The sequence below is a fragment of the Aristaeella hokkaidonensis genome (assembly GCF_018128945.1).
Taxonomy (GTDB): Bacteria; Bacillota; Clostridia; order Christensenellales; family Aristaeellaceae; genus Aristaeella; species Aristaeella hokkaidonensis.
In genome coordinates, this window is sequence record NZ_CP068393.1 from 371,804 (window position 1) to 392,161 (window position 20,358).

Annotated in this window: 19 protein-coding genes and 1 tRNA gene; 8 read left to right on the top strand and 12 right to left on the bottom strand. The window is 51.5% G+C overall.

Translation table 11 applies throughout. The features are described 5' to 3' along the window. Nucleotides 1–72: 72 nt before the first annotated feature. The 3 genes from JYE49_RS01615 (at nt 73) to JYE49_RS01625 (ending at nt 4,263) form a co-directional block, all read left to right on the top strand. The gene (locus tag JYE49_RS01615; RefSeq protein WP_093955745.1) at nt 73–1,008 is read left to right on the top strand and encodes a LysR family transcriptional regulator; all 936 of its coding nucleotides are present in this window, start codon (nt 73–75) and stop codon (nt 1,006–1,008) included. A gap of 460 nt (nt 1,009–1,468) precedes the next feature. Further along, nucleotides 1,469–2,845 carry a magnesium transporter gene (mgtE, locus tag JYE49_RS01620; protein ID WP_093955746.1) on the top strand — a complete coding sequence of 459 codons (1,377 nt, stop codon included), beginning with the start codon at nt 1,469–1,471 and terminating at the stop codon, nt 2,843–2,845. Then, complete coding sequence (locus tag JYE49_RS01625; RefSeq protein ID WP_093955747.1) at nt 2,842–4,263, top strand: flippase; 1,422 nt, start codon at nt 2,842–2,844, stop codon at nt 4,261–4,263. The genes mgtE and JYE49_RS01625 overlap by 4 nt, the downstream gene beginning before the upstream one ends. A 341-nt stretch (nt 4,264–4,604) precedes the next feature. Here JYE49_RS01625 and JYE49_RS01630 read toward each other — a convergent pair whose 3' ends face one another. The 4 genes from JYE49_RS01630 to JYE49_RS01645 form a co-directional block, all read right to left on the bottom strand. Further along, complete coding sequence (locus JYE49_RS01630; protein ID WP_093955748.1) at nt 4,605–5,846, bottom strand: LCP family protein; 1,242 nt, start codon at nt 5,844–5,846, stop codon at nt 4,605–4,607. A 144-nt stretch (nt 5,847–5,990) separates the two neighbouring features. Then, on the bottom strand, nt 5,991–7,211 hold the full coding sequence (locus JYE49_RS01635) for an LCP family protein (protein WP_093955749.1): 1,221 nt from the start codon (nt 7,209–7,211) through the stop codon (nt 5,991–5,993). 45 nt (nt 7,212–7,256) lie between these two features. Next, a complete protein-coding gene (yfbR, locus tag JYE49_RS01640; protein ID WP_093955750.1) occupies nt 7,257–7,853 on the bottom strand; it encodes a 5'-deoxynucleotidase in 597 nt (198 codons plus the stop codon). Nucleotides 7,854–8,015: 162 nt separating this feature from the next. Next, nucleotides 8,016–8,258, bottom strand: coding sequence for an AbrB/MazE/SpoVT family DNA-binding domain-containing protein (locus tag JYE49_RS01645; RefSeq protein WP_093955751.1), 243 nt, complete (start codon nt 8,256–8,258; stop codon nt 8,016–8,018). Between the two features lie 259 nt (nt 8,259–8,517). Here JYE49_RS01645 and cmk point away from each other — a divergent pair, with 259 nt between their 5' ends. The 3 genes from cmk to JYE49_RS01660 all read left to right on the top strand — a co-directional run bounded on the left by cmk (nt 8,518) and on the right by JYE49_RS01660 (nt 12,067). Further along, a complete protein-coding gene (gene cmk / locus JYE49_RS01650) occupies nt 8,518–9,189 on the top strand; it encodes a (d)CMP kinase (protein WP_093955752.1) in 672 nt (223 codons plus the stop codon). Further along, the gene (locus tag JYE49_RS01655; RefSeq protein ID WP_179217143.1) at nt 9,182–9,829 is read left to right on the top strand and encodes a lysophospholipid acyltransferase family protein; all 648 of its coding nucleotides are present in this window, start codon (nt 9,182–9,184) and stop codon (nt 9,827–9,829) included. The genes cmk and JYE49_RS01655 overlap by 8 nt, the downstream gene beginning before the upstream one ends. 96 nt (nt 9,830–9,925) lie before the next feature. Continuing rightward, on the top strand, nt 9,926–12,067 hold the full coding sequence (locus JYE49_RS01660) for a bifunctional 4-hydroxy-3-methylbut-2-enyl diphosphate reductase/30S ribosomal protein S1 (protein WP_093955754.1): 2,142 nt from the start codon (nt 9,926–9,928) through the stop codon (nt 12,065–12,067). 62 nt (nt 12,068–12,129) lie between these two features. On the opposite strand, the gene JYE49_RS01665 is transcribed toward JYE49_RS01660, so the two are convergent. The 3 genes from JYE49_RS01665 to JYE49_RS01675 all read right to left on the bottom strand — a co-directional run bounded on the left by JYE49_RS01665 (nt 12,130) and on the right by JYE49_RS01675 (nt 15,085). Beyond that, nucleotides 12,130–12,630 (bottom strand): helix-turn-helix domain-containing protein, encoded by a 501-nt coding sequence (locus tag JYE49_RS01665; RefSeq protein WP_093955755.1) that lies wholly within the window; start codon nt 12,628–12,630, stop codon nt 12,130–12,132. Beyond that, nucleotides 12,602–14,167: an SH3 domain-containing protein gene (locus tag JYE49_RS01670; RefSeq protein ID WP_179217144.1), complete on the bottom strand. Its 1,566-nt coding sequence runs from the start codon at nt 14,165–14,167 to the stop codon at nt 12,602–12,604. Before JYE49_RS01670 ends, JYE49_RS01665 begins: the two co-directional genes overlap by 29 nt. 189 nt (nt 14,168–14,356) lie before the next feature. Further along, entirely contained in the window at nt 14,357–15,085 is a 729-nt protein-coding gene (locus tag JYE49_RS01675; protein WP_093955757.1) for an SH3 domain-containing protein, read from the bottom strand. A 205-nt stretch (nt 15,086–15,290) separates the two neighbouring features. Here JYE49_RS01675 and JYE49_RS01680 point away from each other — a divergent pair, with 205 nt between their 5' ends. Both JYE49_RS01680 and JYE49_RS01685 read left to right on the top strand, forming a co-directional pair. Continuing rightward, a complete protein-coding gene (locus JYE49_RS01680) occupies nt 15,291–16,709 on the top strand; it encodes a family 43 glycosylhydrolase (RefSeq protein ID WP_093955758.1) in 1,419 nt (472 codons plus the stop codon). A 53-nt stretch (nt 16,710–16,762) separates the two neighbouring features. Then, nucleotides 16,763–16,850 (top strand) — tRNA-Ser (locus tag JYE49_RS01685). A gap of 260 nt (nt 16,851–17,110) precedes the next feature. On the opposite strand, the gene JYE49_RS01690 is transcribed toward JYE49_RS01685, so the two are convergent. The 5 genes from JYE49_RS01690 to JYE49_RS01710 form a co-directional block, all read right to left on the bottom strand. Beyond that, complete coding sequence (locus tag JYE49_RS01690) at nt 17,111–17,692, bottom strand: hypothetical protein (RefSeq protein WP_093955759.1); 582 nt, start codon at nt 17,690–17,692, stop codon at nt 17,111–17,113. Next, nucleotides 17,682–18,233, bottom strand: coding sequence for a GNAT family N-acetyltransferase (locus tag JYE49_RS01695; protein ID WP_093955760.1), 552 nt, complete (start codon nt 18,231–18,233; stop codon nt 17,682–17,684). The genes JYE49_RS01690 and JYE49_RS01695 overlap by 11 nt, the downstream gene beginning before the upstream one ends. Before the next feature lie 560 nt (nt 18,234–18,793). Continuing rightward, a complete protein-coding gene (locus tag JYE49_RS01700; RefSeq protein WP_093955761.1) occupies nt 18,794–19,204 on the bottom strand; it encodes an HIT family protein in 411 nt (136 codons plus the stop codon). A 45-nt stretch (nt 19,205–19,249) separates the two neighbouring features. After that, nucleotides 19,250–19,750 carry an NUDIX hydrolase gene (locus JYE49_RS01705; RefSeq protein ID WP_093955762.1) on the bottom strand — a complete coding sequence of 167 codons (501 nt, stop codon included), beginning with the start codon at nt 19,748–19,750 and terminating at the stop codon, nt 19,250–19,252. 73 nt (nt 19,751–19,823) lie between these two features. Continuing rightward, a complete protein-coding gene (locus JYE49_RS01710) occupies nt 19,824–20,267 on the bottom strand; it encodes a GNAT family N-acetyltransferase (protein ID WP_179217146.1) in 444 nt (147 codons plus the stop codon). Nucleotides 20,268–20,358: the final 91 nt, after the last annotated feature.

Consider the following 20,358-nt stretch of genomic DNA (forward strand, 5'->3'; position numbering starts at 1 on the left):
TTGACAATCCAGGGCATGTGTGGTAGGGTATGACTTATCCTGGGAAAACGTAATGAGAGAAGCGTGCAGGCTATGACGATTCAACAGCTGAACTATGTGATCACCATCTCTGAAAAAGGATCGCTGAACAAGGCGGCTGAGGTGCTGTATGTGACGCAGCCTTCACTGACCAGCGCGGTCCGGGAACTGGAAAAAGAACTGGGGATCACGCTGTTCAACCGCGGCGGAAAAGGCGTTACCCTGACCAATGATGGGGCGGAGTTTATCCAGTATGCCCGGCAGGTGGTAAACCAGTACGACAGATTGCTGGAAAAATATGGAAAAGGCGGAAACCTGAGAAAGAAGTTCGGTATTTCCTGCCAGCATTATTCTTTCGCGGTCAAGAGCTTTGTTGAAATGGTCAAGCATTTCGATACTGACGAATATGAATTCGCGATCCGGGAAAGCAAGACCCGGGATGTGATTGAGGACGTGACCACCGGCAAGAGCGAGGTGGGTATCCTTTACCTGAGCGACTTCAACCGGAAGGCAATCGGCAAGTTCCTGAAGAGCAGCCAGCTGGAGTTCCATCCGCTGATCAAGTGCGAACCCTATGTGTACCTGTGGAAGGGACATCCGCTGGCAAAGCAGAAGTCGATCCAGCTGGAGGAACTGCGGGATTATCCCTGTCTGAGTTTTGAACAGGGACCGAGCGGAGCATTCTATTTTGCGGAAGAAATCCTGAGCACATATGACTATATCCGGACCATCAAAGCCACAGACCGGGCAACAATGCTGAACCTGATGGTTGGCCTGAACGGATACACGCTGTGCAGCGGTATCATCTGCGAGGAACTGAACGGATCGGACTATGTGGCAGTAGCCTTTGAGGACAAGGAGGAAGAGGTGGCTGCCGGCCGGATGGAAATCGGATACATTGTGAAGCAAAACATGATCCTGAGCCAGATGGCGGAAATGTACATTGCTGAACTTGAAAAGTATTTACAGTCAATTAAGAATGAAAACTGAAAGCTTAAGACTTGAAAATGTATAAAAACGAGGGATTTCCACCAGACCGCAGCAAAGCGAAAAAGAGGAAATCCCTTGTTTTTATGTAAGGGGAAAAAAGACAGAAAACAATTAAGAAAAACGAAACATTTCAAGGATTGACAAGCAAAAAAAGTTGATACTATAATAGCATGAAAGGCCGGGCGGAGAGATCTGTTTCCGGCTGAAAAAATGAAAAAAACAAGGAGGGAATGTCATGGACGCTGGGAGTAGCAGCGGCATAGCGGTTGGGCGAAGACAGCGGGTTCCGGGCGGCGTGACGTTCCGGTTCCGCGTGTCATAAATTCAATCTGCCGCTATGTCTGATACCGGGATAACCTTTTGAACCGAACCAGGATGCCTATGGTTCGGAAAAAGGTATGTGCCCGGTATTATATGCTTCTGGCAACTGACCATTCTAACCAAATGGGAGGGAGCAAGCATGGCGGAACATTCTGTCACAGTTGAAAACACTTTACAGACTCTGCTTACAGACAAAAAATACTCTACAATCCGGGATATCCTCGTAACGATGAATCCCGCGGATATTGCTGCGGTTTTTGCCGGCGTCGAGTCGGACAAACTGCCGCTTTTGTTCCGGCTTCTGCCGAAGGAGCTGGCCGCGGAAAGCTTCGTTGAAATGGAGAGCGAGGAGCAGGAGTCTCTGATCAAGGGCATCAGCGATAAGGAACTGCGTCAGGTTATGGACGAACTGTACGTTGACGACGCGGTGGACATTGTCGAAGAGATGCCTGCGAACGTGGTACAGCGTATCCTGGCCCAGGCCGATCCGGAGATGCGCAAGGAGATCAACGAGATCCTGCAGTATCCGGAAGACTCCGCCGGATCCGTGATGACCACGGAGTACGTGAAACTGACTCCGGATATGACAGTGGGAGACGCGATCCTGCGGATCCGCCGTACCGGCGTGGACAAGGAAACAATCTATACCTGTTATGTGCTGCAGAACCGGCTGCTGGTTGGTACAGTGAGCGTTAAGAGCCTGCTGCTGGCCCCCAGCGACCTGCAGACAATTGACAGCATCATGGAAAGCAACCTCATCACCGTAACCACCCACACCGACCAGGAAGAAGTGGCCCGGATGATGAGCAAATACAACCTGCTGGCAATCCCGGTTGTGGACGGCGACAACCGAATGGTCGGTATCGTCACATTCGACGACGCTATGGACGTTGTTGAAGAAGAGACCACCGAGGACATGGAAATCATGGCTGGTATGACGCCGAGCGACAAGACCTACCTGCGGTCTTCGCCGTTTGACCTGTTCCTGCACCGGATTCCCTGGCTGTCCCTGCTGATGATTTCCGCTACCTTTACGGGAATGATCATTTCCAACTTTGAAAAAGCACTGGCAGCTATGACCTGCCTGGCTGCCTTTATCCCGATGCTGATGGATACCGGCGGTAACAGCGGCTCCCAGAGCTCTGTTACGGTCATCCGTGCCCTGTCCCTGGGTGAACTGGAATTCAGCGATCTGGGGAAGGTGATCTGGAAGGAAATCCGGACAGCACTGATCTGCGGTGCGTGTCTGAGTGTGCTTTGCTTCGCAAAGGTTATGCTGGTAGACCGGCTGATCATGGGCAATGATGAAGTGAGCATCATGGTCGCTGTGGTTGTGGGTCTGACGCTGGCTGTGACAGTGCTGTGCGCAAAGCTGGTTGGCTGTACACTGCCGATGCTGGCAAAGAAACTGGGATTTGACCCGGCGGTCATGGCCAGTCCGTTTATTACCACAATCGTGGACGCCCTGAGCCTGCTGGTTTACTTCGGAATCGCGACGGCGCTCCTGAAATTATGAGTAGTACAAAGAAGAACGCGGCATACAATGTCGCCTACAGAATTTTCTCGCTGCTTCTGCCACTTGTGACGGCACCGTATCTGTCCCGAACGGTCGGGACGGAAGGCGTCGGCCTGTATACCGGCGCGTGGACAACCAGTGAGATATTCTGCCTGATTGCTATGCTTGGCCTGGCGGATTACGGCGTCAGGACGATTGCCCAGGTCCGGGAGGATCGGAAAGAACTGGACAAAACGTTCTCCGGGATCTGGCAGATGCAGCTGATTGTGGCTAGTATAACGCTGCTGTTCTGGCTTGGTTATGTTTTCCTGGTTGCCGGAAAAGAGAAAACCATTGCCCTGCACCTGACCATGATGAGCGTCAGCTGCCTGTGCAGCTTTGACTGGTGCCTGATGGGCCTGGACCAGTTTAAGCCGATTGCACTGCGGAACACGTTTGTGAAAGTTGTTGCTGCGGTGTGCGTGTTCATCTTTGTCAAAAGCATTGACGATCTCTGGATCTACGGTTTCGCGTGGAGCCTGTCGACGCTGCTGGGAAACCTGAGCTGCGTGACTTCCCTGAAAGGCAGGGTAAGTTATCACCGGGTTTCCCTGAAGGAGACCCTGAAACACCTGCGCCCCTGTGCGGTTCTGTTTATTTCCGTGGCTGCCGTGACTATCTATCGCAAGATGGATAAGGAAATGGTGTTCTACATTGCGGGGGATAATCAAACAGGCCTGTACGAGCATGCTGAAAAGATTGTTTACTGCCTGAGCGGCTTTATTTCCGCCATCGGGACAGTGATGCTGACCAAGGTAACGAATCTGCAGAAGAAGGGCGAAACCGAGAAAATTGCCCGGAATATGGATAAGAGCATGAACCTGGTCATTGCCATGGTGACCTCCATGGCTTTTGGCCTGGCCGCCGTGGCGGATCGGTTCGCTCCGCTGTTCTACGGCGAAGAATCCGCGTATTCCGGAACGCTGATGATTCCGCTGGGTTTCACGCTGATTATGATCGGCTTCGCGAATGTGATCCGGACACAGGTGGTACTGCCCCAGAAACGGGATCATATCCTGGTGAGAAGCGTATGCACCGGTGCTGTGGTGAACCTGATTGTGAATAGCTGCCTGATTCCCTTCATGGGGAGCATGGGTGCGGTAATCGGTACGCTGGCGGCGGAAATGACTGTGCCGGTGGTGCAGTTCATTTTCCTGCGGAAAGAGGTTCCGTATAAGCGGTTTATTGGATACGTCGGGATTTATGCTGTGATGGGCGGAATCATGCTGATATGCGTCCGGCTGATTGGCAGTGTATTCCCAACGGAAAGCTGGCTGAACCTGGGGATTATGACGGTCGCAGGGGTGATCGTGTACGGCGTGATGTGCCTGGCGTGGTGGAAGGCAAGCGGAAAAGGAATACCGTTGAGAAGAGGGTAAAACGAAAAGAATGCGGCCTTCGGCCTTGCTCAAGATGACAGGGTGGAGGCATAGGTGTTCCGATTAGTTGAAGGTTTAGGTCTCCGGAGGAGATCTTTCGACGCGGCCTACGGCCTTGCTCAAGATGACAGGGTGGAGGCTATGAAAAAGTGATGAACGCGGATTGATGAAAGAATGCGGCCATTGGCCGTAGTAAGGGATTCCTCCAATCGCTTTCGCTCCGTCGGAATGACAGCTGTGTGTGCATGGGTTGGGGTTAAGGTGTTCTGATTGGTTGAAGGTTATAAAATGAAAACGGACGACCTGACGGTCGTCCGTTTTGATATGCGGTTGAGGTGCGATTAATCTGCTTTGGCGGGATAGTATTTGCCGTAGATGAATTCATGAAGGGATTCAACTGTAAACTGCTTATCCTTCATAATCGTGACGCTGGCGCCATCGACAGTATCATACTTCCAATGGCCGTCGATCGGAATCCGGAATTCAGAGATCAGGGAATCGGTGGATTCCAGGTTATCCATGACACCGGAGGACATGACTTTTCCGGCCAGCTGCATGATTGTGCTGGGGTTGACGTTGGTAATCGGGTAGGAGATAAAGTCTGATACAAGGTCCAGCACGTTCAGCTTGTTTGCCTTGATTTTCTCCAGGGTTTGTTTCAGCAGGCAGTCCAGCAGGTGACGGGTGCGGGCCGTGCGGACGAAATCGCTGTCGATGCTCCGCAGACGGGCATACATCAGGGCCTGGATGCCGTCCAGGTGCTGCACGCCGCTCGTCTTTTTCAGCTTGTCCCGTTTGCCGTTCTTATCGTCATAGGAATTGGCGATGGCTTTGCCGTGGGAAATCTTTTCTCCCTTGGAGTTCTTGATGGTGCCGGTGGACAGGTATGTATTGATGGCTGTGGCTTCAGTCTTGGTCAGGTCGAGATCCACACCGCCCAGGCCTTCGATGATCTGTGCGACACCGTAGAAGTTGATGGCGACATAATACTGGATGTTCAGTTCAAAATTGTGATTGACCGTACGGATACAAGTTTCCGGCGTGTCAGTCCAGGATACAAATTCACCATTTTTATAGTTCGCATGACCATAGCTGTTGGCGATGATGGTCTTGTTCTTCCGGCCGGGTACTTCCACATAGGTGTTGCGGGCAATGGAAGAGAGCTTGATGGAACCATCATTCATGTTTATGGAAAGAACGATCAGTACGTCAGAACGCTTGGAATACTTGCCCTGTTCCGTCAGCAGCTTTTCCTTTTTCGTTCCCCGGACATCCAGACCGATCAACAGGATGTTGATGACATCATCCGGCAGGTTCTCGTTGATCTCCAGTTCATTCGGATCAATGGACTCATCCAGCTCATACTGCGCGGCGAGCTTTTCAATATCCTCTTCGCTGATGGCGGAGAGACTGTATGTTTCACCGGTTTCGTCATCCCGCAGGAGCAGGTTGCCCTCCTCATCAAAGGAATAATCCTCATCAAGGTCAATATCTTCCGTAAGCTCCGTATCCTCCTGCTCCGCATATACAAAAAGGGGAAGAAACAGTGCAAGTGCAAGGATCAGAGCGAAAAGTCGTTTCATACAAACCTCCGTTGAACATGATTCATAATCATATCATATAACGGCACAGACAGGTGAAACATTGCAGAAAAACTTTTCCGGTCGATCTGCATATATATCAAACGGGCAGCCCGAAAGCTGCCCGTCTGGTGCCTGTATGAATGATTATTCTCCGGCGGGATAGTATTGACCATAGATAAATTCGTGCAGTCCCTCAATATTCTTCTGCAGATTGCCGTTGGTCTTGCTCAGCCAGATTTTGCCGTACAGATCGCCCTTTTCCTGGACGTAGGACCAGGTCTTGGTGCCATCATCCGCGTTGCCCATGGGGATACGGAATTGTTCCATGATGGAATCGCCGGATCCCAGCTTGCTGATGATATTACCACCCAGAACGGTCCGGATCAGATCGAACATGGTGGCGGGATTCATGTTGGAATTGATGTATTCCACAGAGTAGCTGACCAGGTCGATGATATCGGCGTTCCCCTTCAGCACTTTCTGCAGGAGCTTGTCCAGCAGGTTACGGGTACGGGCTGTTCTCTGCCAGTCGTCGCCCAGATTATACTTTTTCTTGGTTTTGTTCTGACGCAGCCGGGCATACATCAGGGCCTGCAGGCCATCCAGGTGCTGTACGCCGTCTTCGACTTTCAGTTCAACACGGGCGGCTTTGGCTTCCTTGGTGTCGTAGTGCTTGGAGATGGATTTGGCGTTCTTCTTCAGGTAGTAGTTGATGTTTGCTGCTTCGCCCTCAGTCAGTTCCATATCGATACCGCCGAGTTTGTCCACAATGGCGGCTACGCCACGGAAGTTGATCATGACGTAATACTGGATGTTCATTTCGAAGTTATAGTTCACCGTCGCGATGGCGCGCTGGGGATCGTCATGGAACTTGCCTTTGTCATCAAAGGAACGAAGGGAGTAGTTGATGGGGGAACGAACACCGGTGAAAGGATTCATGACGACCGTATCACGGAGAATGGAAGAAAGCTTTACTTCGCCTGTTTCCGTGTTCAGGGAAAGGATGATCTGGACATCCGCCAGCTTTACGTCTTCCTCGATGAGTTCCGCATTGCGGGTATCCACGCCCAGCAGCAGAATGTTGATCACGTTGTCCGGCAGGTTGCGGTTGATGAACAGGTTGTTTTCATCCAGTTCGCTGGTGGGAATAAAGTCCGCGTTTTCCAGGGCATTGCGGATTTCTTCCTGAAGTTCTTCGGAAACCGGTTCGGCGTTGATGACTTCATCTGAAATCCCATCATCCTCGTCCAGATCCATATCCTCGACTTCTTCTTCCAGGTCAAAGTCTTCTTCCTCCAGCTCTGCGAAAGAACAGGCGGGAAGGAGCAGGGCAAAGATGAGAAGAAGGGCTAAAAGTCGTTTCATGAGTTAACCTCCAAATTCATATTTCAAGTCTGACCGGGATGACGCTTAACGGTTTTCGTCAGAGGGGTGGTTCAGCTCATCCAGGGTCATGTCGAAGGCGGGCAGGAAATCAGTAAGGAAATCCTTGACCTCCGGCAGGTCGATGGCGGAGATGCTGTCGCGGATGTTTTCCGCGGCATAATCGAACTCGCGGTTGCCGGCGCGCTGTTCTTCCATGCACTTGATGCAGGCGGAGATACGGTCGGCGGCTTTGACCAGGGTGTGCTCATATCCGGAGGCCTGCTTCATATACGGAGTAAAGGCAGGCTGCAGATCTTCGGGCAGAAGCGCCAGAAGCCTGTCGGCGGAGAGCTCCTCCAGCCGGTGATAGGCGCCCCGCAGTTCATCACTGTGATATTTGACAGGCGTCGGCAGATCGCCGGTCATCACCTCTGTCGCGTCATGATAAACCGCCAGGGAAAGTACATGCTCCGGGTCTACATCCTTTCCGTAACGGTCCTGGGCGATGATCGCAATGGCATGGGCAATCATGGCCACCTGCAGGGAATGCTCAGCGTCATTCTCGGGCACGGTGTTGCGCATGAGGCTCCAGCGGTGGATCAGCCTGAGCCGGGAAAGATACGCGAAAAACGGAAAGGACATGGAAACCCTCCAGAGATTATGAATAATGATCCTTCACACCTCTGAAAAAGACAGATCAGTGATCCGGATAACAGCATTTATTATACGCTGAGGGAAGGGAAACTTCAAGAAAACAAAAAATCCCGGAAGGGTCCGGGATTGATAAATCACGAGCAGAGAATGTCAGATGGCTTTGATTTCCTTGAGGCAGCGACGGCAGATCAGCTTATCCTTGTAGGCGGTCAGCCCGGTCTTGCCTCCGCAGAAATGGCAGTCGGCTTCATACTTGCGCAGGACGATGGAGTTGCCCTCCACCATAATTTCAAGCGTGTCTTTGGGGCCGATCTCCAGAGTGCGGCGGAGTTCTACAGGCAGGACAATTCGTCCCAGTGAATCCAGCTGACGGGTGACTCCTGTTGATTTCATGGTAAAAACCTCCTCGTCCGGAGATGTCTGATATCAAGCTCATTATAAAAGTACGGTTTAAATGTGTCAACCAGAAAATCACAAAACAAACGGACAATTGATTGTAAAAATCTATTTATTCCCAGAACATGGAAGAACCCCGGGAAAACAGTATACGGATTGAATAAAAAGAAGCTGAAGAGTATAATATAAAAGGTTATATAGATAAGGGAAAATGCCCGGAACAGGGATGAATTCCCGCTTACAGGAGGATATAAGCATGAGGCTTAATGTTGGCATTGATGGTCCGGTCGGCGCAGGAAAAAGCACGGTTGCGGATGCGGTTGCGGCAAAGCTTGGCATTCTGCATCTGGACACGGGAGCAATGTACCGCGCGCTGGGACTGACTGCCCTTAGAAGGAATATGGACGTTCAGAATGAGCAGGCAATTGTGGCCCTGTGCAACAGCCTGAATTTTGCCGTCACCCATGAAGCAGACGGACAGCATACGTTTGTGGAAGGGGAGGACGTGACCGGCCTGATCCGCACCCAGGAAGTGGGCATGGCGGCCTCCACCGTAAGCCGGTATGCCGAGGTGCGCAAGGCCATGGTACGCCTGCAGCAGAAGCTGGCTTCTGAAACGGACATGCTGCTGGACGGCAGAGATATTTGTACTACGGTACTTCCTGACGCGACGGCAAAAATTTACCTGACCGCGTCGGCGGAGGAACGTGCCCGCAGGCGCTTCCTGGAACTGCAGAAGAAGAACAGCCCTGAAACCTTTGAGCAGGTGCTGGAAGAAGTGATCAAGCGGGACGAGCAGGACATGAACCGTCCGGTGGAACCGCTTCGCCAGGCGGAGGACGCCGTACTGGTGGATTCCACAAACCTGACTTTTGATGAGGTGGTGGATACAATTCTCAGAATTGTGGAGGAAAAGCGCCATGGCTGAGAAGAAACTGGAAGCGGTAACGGAGAAACGCGGCATCCTTTATGAGGTTGCCCGGGTGCTGGCCAAGATCCTGTTCCACACCCTGATGCCGGTCCGCTTCCATCACAAGGAACGGCTGCTGCAGGATCCGCCCTATGTGGTGATCGGAAATCATCGGCACGCGTTGGATCCTGTGGTAATGGCCATGGGAATTCCGCACCATCAGATTGTGTTCCTGGCAAAGAAAGAACTGGCAGGAAACAGCAAATTCCTCCGGAACATGCTGATAAGGCTCCACTGCATTCTGGTCGGGCGTCATGAATCTGACATGGAAGCCATGCGTGCCTGCATGAAGGCCGTGAAGATGAAGAAGATCCTGCTGATCTTCCCGGAAGGCACCCGCCACCATGAGGGACAGATGGAACATATTGAATCCGGTACGTCCCTGATCGCGATGAGGTCCAAGGCTCCGGTAATCCCGATCTACTTTGACCGAAAACTGAGCCTGTTCAAGGTGACCAATCTGTACGTGGGAGAACCGATTTCCTATGACGACCTGCTGGCTGAGGGAATCAATACAGACACCTGCGAACGCATGAATGAAAGGCTCCGGGAGACTTTCCGGACCATGATCAAGGACGCTGAGCAGGAAAAAAACTGAAAATTTCTCAAAAATATTTGTAATATTGGCAGGAAATACGTATAATAAAGAAGAAATAATTCAGTTGAACGTTATTTTTCGAAAGGGAAAGGGAATATGCCTGTTGAGGTAGCAGCGCACGCCGGTTTCTGTATGGGCGTCAGCCGTGCAGTTGAAAAGGCAGAAGCGATGGCCACAGACGGGATTCCCTCCTGTACGCTGGGAGAGCTGATTCATAATCCTGAGGTGATCCGCCGTCTGGCGGAACGCGGACTGGAACCGATCGGCGATCCCTCAGAAGCTCACGGCCGCAGAGTTCTGATTCGCAGCCACGGAGTTTCTCCGCAGGTGCTGGAGGAGCTGAAGGCAGCCGGCAATGAAGTGCTGGATCTGACCTGCCCCTTTGTGGATAAGCTTCACCGGATTGTGGAGGAAGGCTCCCGTGACGGGACTCCCGTCATACTGGTGGGAGAGCGGGACCATCCGGAAGTTAGGGGGACTGCCGGATGGGCACATGGCGAAGTAATGATCGTCGCTAGTCCCGATGAAGCAGAACAGCTGCCTGAGATGGAACAGGCTGTGGTAGTCTGTCAGACGACTTTTCCTCACAGCAAATGGCAGGATATCCTGACTGTGCTGGAGACAAAGGTCAAAAACCCGGACTGCCGCTGTACCATCTGCAATGCCACAGAGATCCGGCAGAAGGAAGCCGGTGAACTGGCAGCCCGCATGGACGCAATGATTGTTGTGGGCGGCCGGAACAGCGCCAACACCCGGAAATTGTACGACATCTGCAGAAGCGCCTGTCCCAGGACCATTCTGGTAGAGAGTGCGGCGGAGATTCCGCCCGCCTTTGCAAATAAGGATTCCGAAAAGATTGGAATCACCGCCGGTGCATCTACGCCGACGGATTCACTTAAGGAGGTTGTCACACGCATGAGCGACATGGAGAACAAGGACCTGACCCCTACCACGGAGGTGGAAGCAAACAATGACTTCATGGCGGAAGTCGAATCTACTCTGGTGAGGATCCGGCCCGGACAGACTCTGACCGGCAAGGTCGTGCAGATCACCGAGGACGAAGTATGCGTCAGCATAGGCTACAAGGCCGACGGACTGATCAAGCGCACTGATCTGGTTGATCAGGATGTCAAACTGGATGACGAAATTGAAGTCGAAGTCGTAAAGGTCAACGACGGAGAAGGCAATGTGCTGCTGAGCCAGCGCAACATCGTCAACCGGAAGGCGTGGGACGCCATGATGGAGAAGTACGACGCGGGCGAGTATGTGGACGCTGTCGGTAAGGAAGCCGTCAAGGGTGGCCTGATTGCTGACATTTCCGGCGTACGCGCTTTCGTTCCCGCCAGCCAGCTGAGCCAGCGCTATGTTGAGAAGATCGCTGACTTCGTCGGCAAGGAAATGAAGCTGAAGATCCTGGAAGTGGATCCTCAGAAGAAACGCGTTGTTGCCAGCCGTAAGGCTGTTGTGGCTGAAGAAGCCGCCACGAAGAAGAAGGAAGCCTGGGAGCGTCTGGAAGAGGGCATGGTCATCCATGGCATCGTCCGCCGCCTGACCGACTTCGGTGCTTTCGTGGACGTCGGCGGTGTGGATGGTCTGATCCACATCACAGACCTGAGCTGGGGCCGCATCAAGCATCCCAGTGAAGTTGTGAAGCCCAACCAGGAAGTGGATGTGAAGATCCTGTCCCTGGATCCCGAACGCGAACGTATCCAGCTGGGTTACAAGCAGCTGCAGCCCCATCCGTGGGACGGCGCTGTTGAGAAGTTCCCCGTTGGCGAAGTGGTGGACGGTAAAGTGGTCCGCATCACCGACTTCGGTGCCTTCGTTGAACTGGAGCCCGGCCTCGACGGTCTGGTTCACATCAGCCAGTGCTCCACTGCCCGCGTGGCCAAGGTGGAAGACGCTGTGAAGGTCGGCGACGAAGTGAAGGTTAAGGTGCTGGGCGTGGATCCCGAGAAGAAGCGGATCAGCCTGAGCATCCGTCAGGCCATCGAGCCCGAACCCGTGGCTGAAGAAGCTGCCGAGACTCCCGCTGCTGATACCGAGTATGAAGTGGTTGCCACCGAAAGCTCTGTTTCCGAGAAGTTCGCCGAGGCTGCCGAGGAAGTAAAGGAAGCCGTCGAAGAGAAGGCTGAAGAAGTCAAGGAAGCGGCTGAGGAAGTCGTGGAAGAAGTCAAGAAGACCGCCAAGAAAGCCAAGAAGGCTGTTGAAGAAGCGGTTGAAGAGATCAAGGAATAATCCTGATACAGCAAAGGAGCTCTGCCAAACGGCAGAGCTCCTTTTTTACTTCAGTCAGAAGATCAGTTCATAGGCGGTTCGGCAGTGCCGAATTTGTTTTCGGCGATCTGCTCATCCATCCACAGCCGGAGGTTGGAAACGCTCTGGGCGATCCGGTCCAGGACACCCTTGATCTTCATAAAGTCTTCGTATTCATCTGAACGTACCTGACCGTCTTCAGCAATCTCCAGCAGGCGGTTCTTGATGCGGTCCATCTGGTTAACGGCGTTCAGGGTTTCCACGGCAATCTGGGTCAGTTCCTTGGATTCCGCCCGGACCACCTGGGTTTCACCGATGGGGCATTCATTGCAGCAGTAGTAATTGAGCAGGGCGGGAGCACGATAATGCTCAGCCAGCAGGATCACGTCCTCAGGCTGAATCTGTGTACGACCGTTCTCAATCTTCTCAATGCGCTCCGGAGAGAAACCGGGAACCAGTTCACCGGCCTTTTCACGGGTCAGTCCCAGCTCTTCACGCGTTGTCTGCCAGATGGATTTATTCTCCTTTGTCGACTTTCTGCCCATCGTTCTCTTCCCCTTCCAGTTTTATGAATTTCTGATTGACCCATCCGCGGAGCCCCTTACCCTCCACGTAATAGAAGTCCCCTTTTTCGGATATAACGGCGATGGGAGTCCCCGGCTTCCATTCGCCGATACTTTTTGCCTTGGTGGAAGGCTCTTTCCGAACAGTAACGGGAGAAGTTCCTGCTGTTTTGCCGTTCAGGGCAATCAGCCCGGTGCGGAAGCTGTCTTCAGAAACCGGGAGCAGCTCAGCTGATTCCTTGCTGATAAACCCGAAGCTGTCCTTCCAGGCAATGTAATACTGCTTATCAGTAATCCCAATGACAAACGCCATGGAGCCATAGGGAATCGCTTTGGAGATGCCATCCTTCTTCTTACCGTTGCCGTCAGTGAAGGAAGCGCCCTTCTTGCCGGTAACCTGGATAAGCTGTGGAGTTTCGGAACCGGTTGTGGTCCACTGCAGATCACGGGTGTTCACCCGCTGGGCTTCTTCCGAACCTGCGAGGGTCACCTTGGAAACCAGCGCACCGGCGTATTCCATATCCGCAACGGATTCACCATTCAGCTTCAGCCAGGAAGTCCGGACCGGCCGCATGCCCTGCTTTGCACAGTAGGACAGGTCCAGCCAGTATTCCAGGCCGCCGTATTCACCGGTTTCAAAGAACCAGCGGCAGCCTGGGATTTCCTCGGGAGAGGCAACCGCGGCGAAAGTGCCGTCGTCTTTCTGAATGTACATGGAGGCTTTCTTGATCCGCTCTGTTGTAGCACCGGGGGCGGAGTCAACCACATGTACTTTCGTTCCGTCTTCACTCAGACCATCCGCCAGGGCGATATGACCGATAACAATCATAAAGCTGAACCGGCAGCCCTGGTTGAGCCAGATCTTCAGTTCGGGTTCCGATTCGATCAGATCGTGATGTGTCTGGAAACCGTAATTTTCTCCGGCGGTCATCAGCAGACGCTCGTTGTCTGTCCCGCGGCCTTCGATATACATGCCGGAGTATTTGGTTGCCAGCTTGTCCGGCATTACTTCCTCACCGGTGACGCCCATTCGCTGCAGGACGTGGCTGAGAGTGAAGATGGCGCAGCCGGCTTTCTCCAGAGAACGGTGGTGCTTCTTTGAGTAAGTTTTGTCGTGCCACCAGCCGTCCTTCTGGCTGTACAGCACATCCGAACCTTCCTGGATTTCGGCAGTGCCGGAAACCGGGATGGTAATGCTGACGGATTCCTCATCCTTTTTGCCGTAGGATACGATGGCGGTCAGTGTGTAGGTGCCCTGTTCACGGGGACGGAAGGAGGCGGTGTAGTGCTTGGAAAGCTCCTTGTCCTTATCTTTGAAAACCACACCCTTTGACGTACTTAGCTCATAACGCACGCCGATAGCACCCTGCCGTCCGGGAGTGACCGTCACATCCACGTAATCACCCATCCTCGGGTTTTCAGGAGAGAAAGTCACTGTGGTCTCTGCCGAGGCTGACGCGCCGAGCAGCAGCAACAGCAGTACCGCAAGGCAGAGATATATTTTCGCAAATCTGTTCATCTTCATCCCAATACCGTTTCAGTGTCTGAATATCCTGTCCGGCATCCCGCCGGGCTCACAACACGCCTATTATAGCAAAGAGAATGGTTGAAAACAAGCAAAGCAGGGTGAAAACGGTACGGATGAAAGTAACAAAACTGTAAAAAAATCACGGCCGCTTATGCGGCCGTGTAAAAAGGAAGGGAAAGATCAGTTGATCACAGGAGCGAGATATTGGTTGTATACCCATGCATAGAACTCATTAGCGGTTCCTTCATTAAACAGCATCCGGGAATAATCTCCGCTGACACCGATCAGGCTGCCGACAGTGAAACGCTTAACGGACTGGTATTTCGCCATGGTATTGTCATCGTACAAATCTGTGTCCCATGTGACGATATATCTGCCGGTATAGTTTGCCGGAGCATCTTTTGTCCTGATAAAGGCTGTTCCCGGTGTTGTTTCAGTGGCCTGTACAGCATACCATCCGTTTTCTTCAGAAATGACCAGGAATGCACGGTTGGTCTGCTCTCCGTTTTTCATGCCGTCTCCCCAAGGGGTGGCATACAGATTCAGCAGCCTTGAAGCAATAAGATATTCCGGATCAATCTTGATGAGGCTTGCTTTTGCATATCCGTAATACTGATCACTGGAAATTCCGCAGGAGGCAAGATCCAGCAGATAGAAGTTTCCGTCCTGCGTGACTCCCAGAATTTTAACGGGCTGCCCGTTGCGGATGGATCCATAGGTGGAGCCGCTGGTGGAAGGCTGATTCCGGACATTCATTTTGGTACAAATGACAATGCCGTAGTGGGCATCGTTATACATATACGCCTGGTTTACAGGATCCCAGGTGGTGTAGCCGTCTGCATGCGCAGCGGGAAGGAGAAGCATAAGCATAATAACGATGGTTATCATGACCAGTAAACGTTTCTTCATGAATAAAAGCCTCCCTTCAGATGTAGCACAAAAAAGAATCTTCTCATATTATAAAACGAGGACATAAACAGTTTTCTTTCAATATAAGTATTATATCATAAATACAAGAAGAAGAAAACGACGGAAAAACCGAATCCTTTTGAATTGACTTCATCCGGTGGATCCGATATGCTTTAAAACAGACAGGAAAAAGGAGACGACAGCTATGAACCGGAAGTCGTTTGTAAAAGGTGCCAATCCCTATATGCCCCTGTGGGAGCATGTGCCGGACGGAGAACCCCGTGTGTTTACCCATAACGGAGAAGAACGGGTATATGTATACGGTTCCCATGATACTGAAAGGGCGGAATATTGTGGCCGGGACTATGTGGTCTGGTCTGCACCGGTAACTGACCTGACAGACTGGAAGTGCCATGGAACCTGCTACAAGGCGGAGGATGACAGCATTCTCTATGCTCCGGACGTGGTGAAGAAGGGCGATACCTATTACATGTATGCCGCGGAGCAGAAGGGCTCCCGGATCATGGTAGCCAGTTCTGACAAGCCCTGGGGACCTTTTACGAACCCTGTGCTGACAGAACTGGGTTTTGATCCCGGCGTCCTGGTGGACGACGACGGAAGGGTCTATGCCTACTGGGGCTTCTGCAAGTCCTACTGTGCGGAACTGAACGAGGATATGGCGACAATTATCCCGGGTACGCTGCGGGAGAATCCGATTCCGCACTGCCGGGCGGCCTGGTCTCCGGAAGATGACGCTTTCGGCTGGGAATCCTTCTTTGAAGCCTCCAGCCCGCGGAAAATGTTCGGCAAGTATGTATATATCTTCTCCCGCCGGGTGAACGAGCCTGTGCCGGAACTGGGCGTATACGATGACTGCAACGGCTTCCTGTCCTATATGTGGAGCGACTGGCCGCTGGGCGGCTGGCAGTGGGGCGGAGATATCAGTTTCAACGGCGGGGAGATCCTGACGGATGCGGAAGGGAAGGGAATCATGACTTTCCGCTGGGGCAACAACCATGGCTCTGTTATGGAAGTGAACGGGCAGTGGTATGTGTTCTATCATCGGCAGACCGGCCTGAATGAGTATTCCCGCCAGGCGATGCTGGAACCTGTGGACGCGGTACTGGGCAAGAACGGAAAGGTCTGGATCGGCAAGGTGGATTACCTGGACGGCGAACCTGTTGCTTCCCGCCCTGTGGAAATGACTTCCCAGGGGCCGCAGGTCAACGGCATCAATGCCCGGGAATGGATATCTGCCGGATACACCTGTCATATGCATGGCGGGCAGGAGACCGCCTGGATTGAACCTGTATATGAGCAGCACGAGGATGTCTCCGCCAAGGTAATGAACATCACGGACGGCCTGACACTGGGCTTCCGTTATCTGCAGTTCGGCTTGAATACACCGAAGAACATCACCGTTGTGATGAACACAGAGGCAAAGGCCGCGGTAAGCGTCCGCCTGGACACTCCCGGAGGCCGGGAGATTGCCTGGCTGGAAGCTGAAGGCGGGGAAGTGACTGTTCCGCTCAAGAGCGGTGTGACCGGAAAACACGCAGTTTACTTTGTGTTTAATCTGCCGGAAGGCAAGGCGGAGATGGACCGGTTCACCTTTGACGACTGACCGGCAAATCTTGTCAAATAACGGGCGGTGTGCTATAATTCGCCCGTTGCCGTGGAGCGGTATCGAAGTGGTCATAACGGGGCTGACTCGAAATCAGTTTGTCGGTTTACCGGCACGTGGGTTCGAATCCCACCCGCTCCGCACGAATTGGGCACCTGCATTATTGCAGGTGCTTTTCCAATTGCGTGCGGAGCTGGGTGGGATCCACCCGTTCGCTCAATCTACGTACAGCCGCCTTGGAGCGGCGTCTGTACTTGTTTCGCGCTAACAAACTCAGGTCGCTTGCCTTTGGCACTCCCCACCGGGGAGACGCTCCCTTTGTTTGCCCGCTCCGCTTTGTAATTTAAAGGCCGAACCTCAAAGGGTTCGGCTTATCATATATTACAGTCAACATATTTCATTCATTTCGTGAAACCATATTCATCAAGAAATCGCTGTATGTTTTTTTCACGTTCGGTTGCTGTTTCATAATACTTCAGCCCTAACTGCTCACACTGTTTCCTCATAATAATGCTCTGCTCCACAATGCATTCAGCACCCTCGCGAAGTTCCTCGTCGGATTTATAGAAAGAGTAATCTTTTTCTGTGTCATATTTTTTCTGAATCAGGAAGCGTTCTTCCGGCGAAACATCTGATGTAATAAAATAAGCAATCTCACAGTTCGCTCCGCGAATGTGTCTGTCATAGTCTTCCGGCAGAAGTTGATACATATCCAGAACCATACCGGGTTCAAACTCATCATATTCACTGCTGTCCAGCATGGCGCGGACAAAAGGCGCCATTTTGCCGCTGATTACACGCAATGTTTCCAGCGAAGACAGGCCCTGATATGTATTTACCCCGGTTTCAGGGAAACATTTCTCAAAGCCTGCTATGATGGAATCCATACTGATATGCTGGTACCCGTATTTTTTTGAAAGCAGATGTGAGACAGTACTTTTTCCGGCTCTTGGAACACCTGCGATAATAATGTTATTCTTCATATTGTTTCTCCATAACAATTCCGTCAGAGTTCCATTTCAGAACTGTTTTGTATCCCAGCTTTTTGTACCAGTTTTCAAGATGGGTATAATGTATCCATGAAACGTCGTATTTATCCTTTTTCAGTAAATCAGTCGCTCTCCTGACCAACTCAAGTCCAATGCCCTTCTCCCGATACGTTGGAATGGTTCCGACACAACCTGGTCCGCCTACCTTAAGATTATCCTGCATTCCCAAATCACTTAATATGCAGAATGCAACTACCTTATCCTGGTCAAAGGCACAAAAAACCCTGCTCCATTCTCCGAAATACTGTACCCAGTCCTCGTCCACTTCATATACAGCTTTCTTAAGCTGGCTGATATCGCCTTTATATTCGCCAAAGGTAATACTCTCAGGGCAATGAGGCACTACTTCACGCGGTGAATCATTGCGCAAATCCATTATCAGTTCCGAAAACGTCCAATCCTTTGGCATTCCTTTTATTCCTGAGTCATCAAAGAATCCGGGATGCATATTATTAAACATTTTTCTATAATTCATATAGTGCTCCTTACCATTTGGCTAATCAGCCAGCATTATAACATATTCCGATGAAAGATACATCCGAATATACCGCTTACAAATATGAATCTGGGTTCGGATACGAAATGATACGCTCCGCACGAATTGGGCACCTGCATGGATGCAGGTGCTTTTCCAATTACGCGCGGAGCTGGGTGGGATCCACCCGTTCGCTCAATCTACATACAGCCGCCTTGGAGCGGCGTCTGTACTTGTTTCGCGCTAACAAACTTAGGTCGCTTTCGCCTACAGCGATTATCCGCATCTTCAATAGTCGCAACTCCCCACTGGGGAGATTGTTCCTTTTCAGATGACCTCAGAATCGATGAGATTTCCGCCACTGGCGGTCATCGGTTCTTCGCCCTCGCTGGGGAGACGCTTCCTTCGTTTGCCCGCTCCGCCAAAGAATGCCTGTCCCAATGGACAGGCATTTTGACTATGTTTCACATATAACAAGGAGACCGAGAACCGTCCCCTGTATCCTCCAGGGAAATGAACAGGGAAGAAAGCGCTTTTCTTTCCCGTCATCCTTGAATATATCAGATCATTTTCAGCCTTTCGTGCATAACGCGCAAATCTTCCTCAGCCCCTTCCGGCTTAGGCCATTCTCCAGGGTTTCCCAGTCGATCCCCGATTTTTCTCGGGATTATGTGCACATGAAAATGAGGGAGTGACTGGCTCACGGGACTGTTGGCCGACATGATGTCGGCTCCGTCGTAACCGCAGTCTTCAATCAGATGTTTACTGATCTTCTGTACCATGGACCAAACCTTGCAAGCCACATCTTCGGGACAATCTGTCACGTATCGATAGTGCTTCTTGGGTATAACAAGAATATGTCCGTCATAATCCTTCGAGATGTCCATGAACGCGAGAGCCTCGTCATCTTCACAGATTCTGAGCCCTTGTATCTCACCGGAACCTATTTTGCAAAATACACAGTCTTCCATATTTTCCTTTCCACCTATAGGAAGATTATCTTCCGAGTTAAATGATTAAGCTTTTCCCGCAGCCCATTCGAGTATGATATCAGAATCGTAGCCATTAAGCTCACCGGGCAGTTCTGTGTGTTTAAAGAATCTGTGTTCCATGACCTCTTCGGGGTCATTCACAATTTTGCCTTCGAACTCCTTTGTGATAAATACGATGCCCGGTCCAAAAGTAACATCTCCATTGGGATATTCGATAATACGCTTTCGACCTGAGAGAAGCTTAAACACTTCCAGCTTTCCCAATGACAGTCCAGATTCTTCTTTAGCCTCACGTTTAACCGCTTCTTCAAAAGTCTCTCCCATTTCCATGGATCCGCCTATGATTGCCCAGCGACCATTGTCCCGGCGTTTTTGCAGCAATATCTCCCCATCGTTATTCTCGATGATTACGCCACATGCACAGCTCATGATCGGCGCATGCCCCACAAATTTGCGCATCTCCTTGATATAACCATTCTTTTTATAATAATCGATGTATTCGTCAACCGTCATGTTTTCCTCCATAACACGTAATATTCAAAGATATTTTTTGTTTTTCCGCCTTATCATCTTCCCGGCAGGCTGGAATCACGTCAGTTTATTGCATTTCCCGGACAATCATACATTCCATCTGCAGATCATAAGGCTCTGCCTCAGCAAGGGAAGGAATAGGGTCAGAACTGAGGCGGAACCCCATGGCGGTGTAGAAGTTTATTGTTTCTTCAGAAGAGCAGCAGGATGCATACAAAGCATGAGCTCCCATCTTCAGGGCTTCCTGTCTGGCGGCTTCAAACAAGGCTCTGCCGATTCCACGATGGCGGTAATCCCTGGAAACATGGAAGCTGTCAATAATAAGCCGGCCTTTGTTCAGCCTGGGAATCAGCATGATTTCGCCAATTACGTGATTTCCTTCATAAGCGCAATATGTCACGTACCGCCCGCTGAGAATCTCTTCAGCTTTTTCGATAAGACGCGCGGCATCCCAATCCTCAGTGAAGGGATTGTAAACCAGTGTCAGCTTCCCGTTCTGCAGGCGATACACATTTTTTACTTCCTGATACCGCCGAAAGTCTTTCAGCGAGTCCCGGGTGAAGTTATTACTGTCAATAAGCTTTATTTCCAAATCATTATGC

Bases quoted from the DNA above. Each gene is read 5' to 3' on its own strand.
- JYE49_RS01615 (WP_093955745.1), top strand. From the start codon at position 73: ATGACGATTCAACAGCTGAACTATGTGATCACCATCTCTGAAAAAGGA.
- JYE49_RS01700 (WP_093955761.1), bottom strand. From the start codon at position 19,204: ATGGAAGACTGTGTATTTTGCAAAATAGGTTCCGGTGAGATACAAGGG.
- JYE49_RS01690 (WP_093955759.1), bottom strand. From the start codon at position 17,692: ATGAAGAATAACATTATTATCGCAGGTGTTCCAAGAGCCGGAAAAAGT.
- JYE49_RS01665 (WP_093955755.1), bottom strand. From the start codon at position 12,630: ATGGGCAGAAAGTCGACAAAGGAGAATAAATCCATCTGGCAGACAACG.
- JYE49_RS01625 (WP_093955747.1), top strand. From the start codon at position 2,842: ATGAGTAGTACAAAGAAGAACGCGGCATACAATGTCGCCTACAGAATT.
- JYE49_RS01680 (WP_093955758.1), top strand. From the start codon at position 15,291: ATGAACCGGAAGTCGTTTGTAAAAGGTGCCAATCCCTATATGCCCCTG.
- JYE49_RS01705 (WP_093955762.1), bottom strand. From the start codon at position 19,750: ATGGAGGAAAACATGACGGTTGACGAATACATCGATTATTATAAAAAG.
- JYE49_RS01660 (WP_093955754.1), top strand. From the start codon at position 9,926: ATGCCTGTTGAGGTAGCAGCGCACGCCGGTTTCTGTATGGGCGTCAGC.
- JYE49_RS01630 (WP_093955748.1), bottom strand. From the start codon at position 5,846: ATGAAACGACTTTTCGCTCTGATCCTTGCACTTGCACTGTTTCTTCCC.
- cmk (WP_093955752.1), top strand. From the start codon at position 8,518: ATGAGGCTTAATGTTGGCATTGATGGTCCGGTCGGCGCAGGAAAAAGC.
- JYE49_RS01670 (WP_179217144.1), bottom strand. From the start codon at position 14,167: ATGAACAGATTTGCGAAAATATATCTCTGCCTTGCGGTACTGCTGTTG.
- yfbR (WP_093955750.1), bottom strand. From the start codon at position 7,853: ATGTCCTTTCCGTTTTTCGCGTATCTTTCCCGGCTCAGGCTGATCCAC.
- JYE49_RS01645 (WP_093955751.1), bottom strand. From the start codon at position 8,258: ATGAAATCAACAGGAGTCACCCGTCAGCTGGATTCACTGGGACGAATT.
- JYE49_RS01635 (WP_093955749.1), bottom strand. From the start codon at position 7,211: ATGAAACGACTTTTAGCCCTTCTTCTCATCTTTGCCCTGCTCCTTCCC.
- JYE49_RS01675 (WP_093955757.1), bottom strand. From the start codon at position 15,085: ATGAAGAAACGTTTACTGGTCATGATAACCATCGTTATTATGCTTATG.
- mgtE (WP_093955746.1), top strand. From the start codon at position 1,469: ATGGCGGAACATTCTGTCACAGTTGAAAACACTTTACAGACTCTGCTT.
- JYE49_RS01655 (WP_179217143.1), top strand. From the start codon at position 9,182: ATGGCTGAGAAGAAACTGGAAGCGGTAACGGAGAAACGCGGCATCCTT.
- JYE49_RS01695 (WP_093955760.1), bottom strand. From the start codon at position 18,233: ATGAATTATAGAAAAATGTTTAATAATATGCATCCCGGATTCTTTGAT.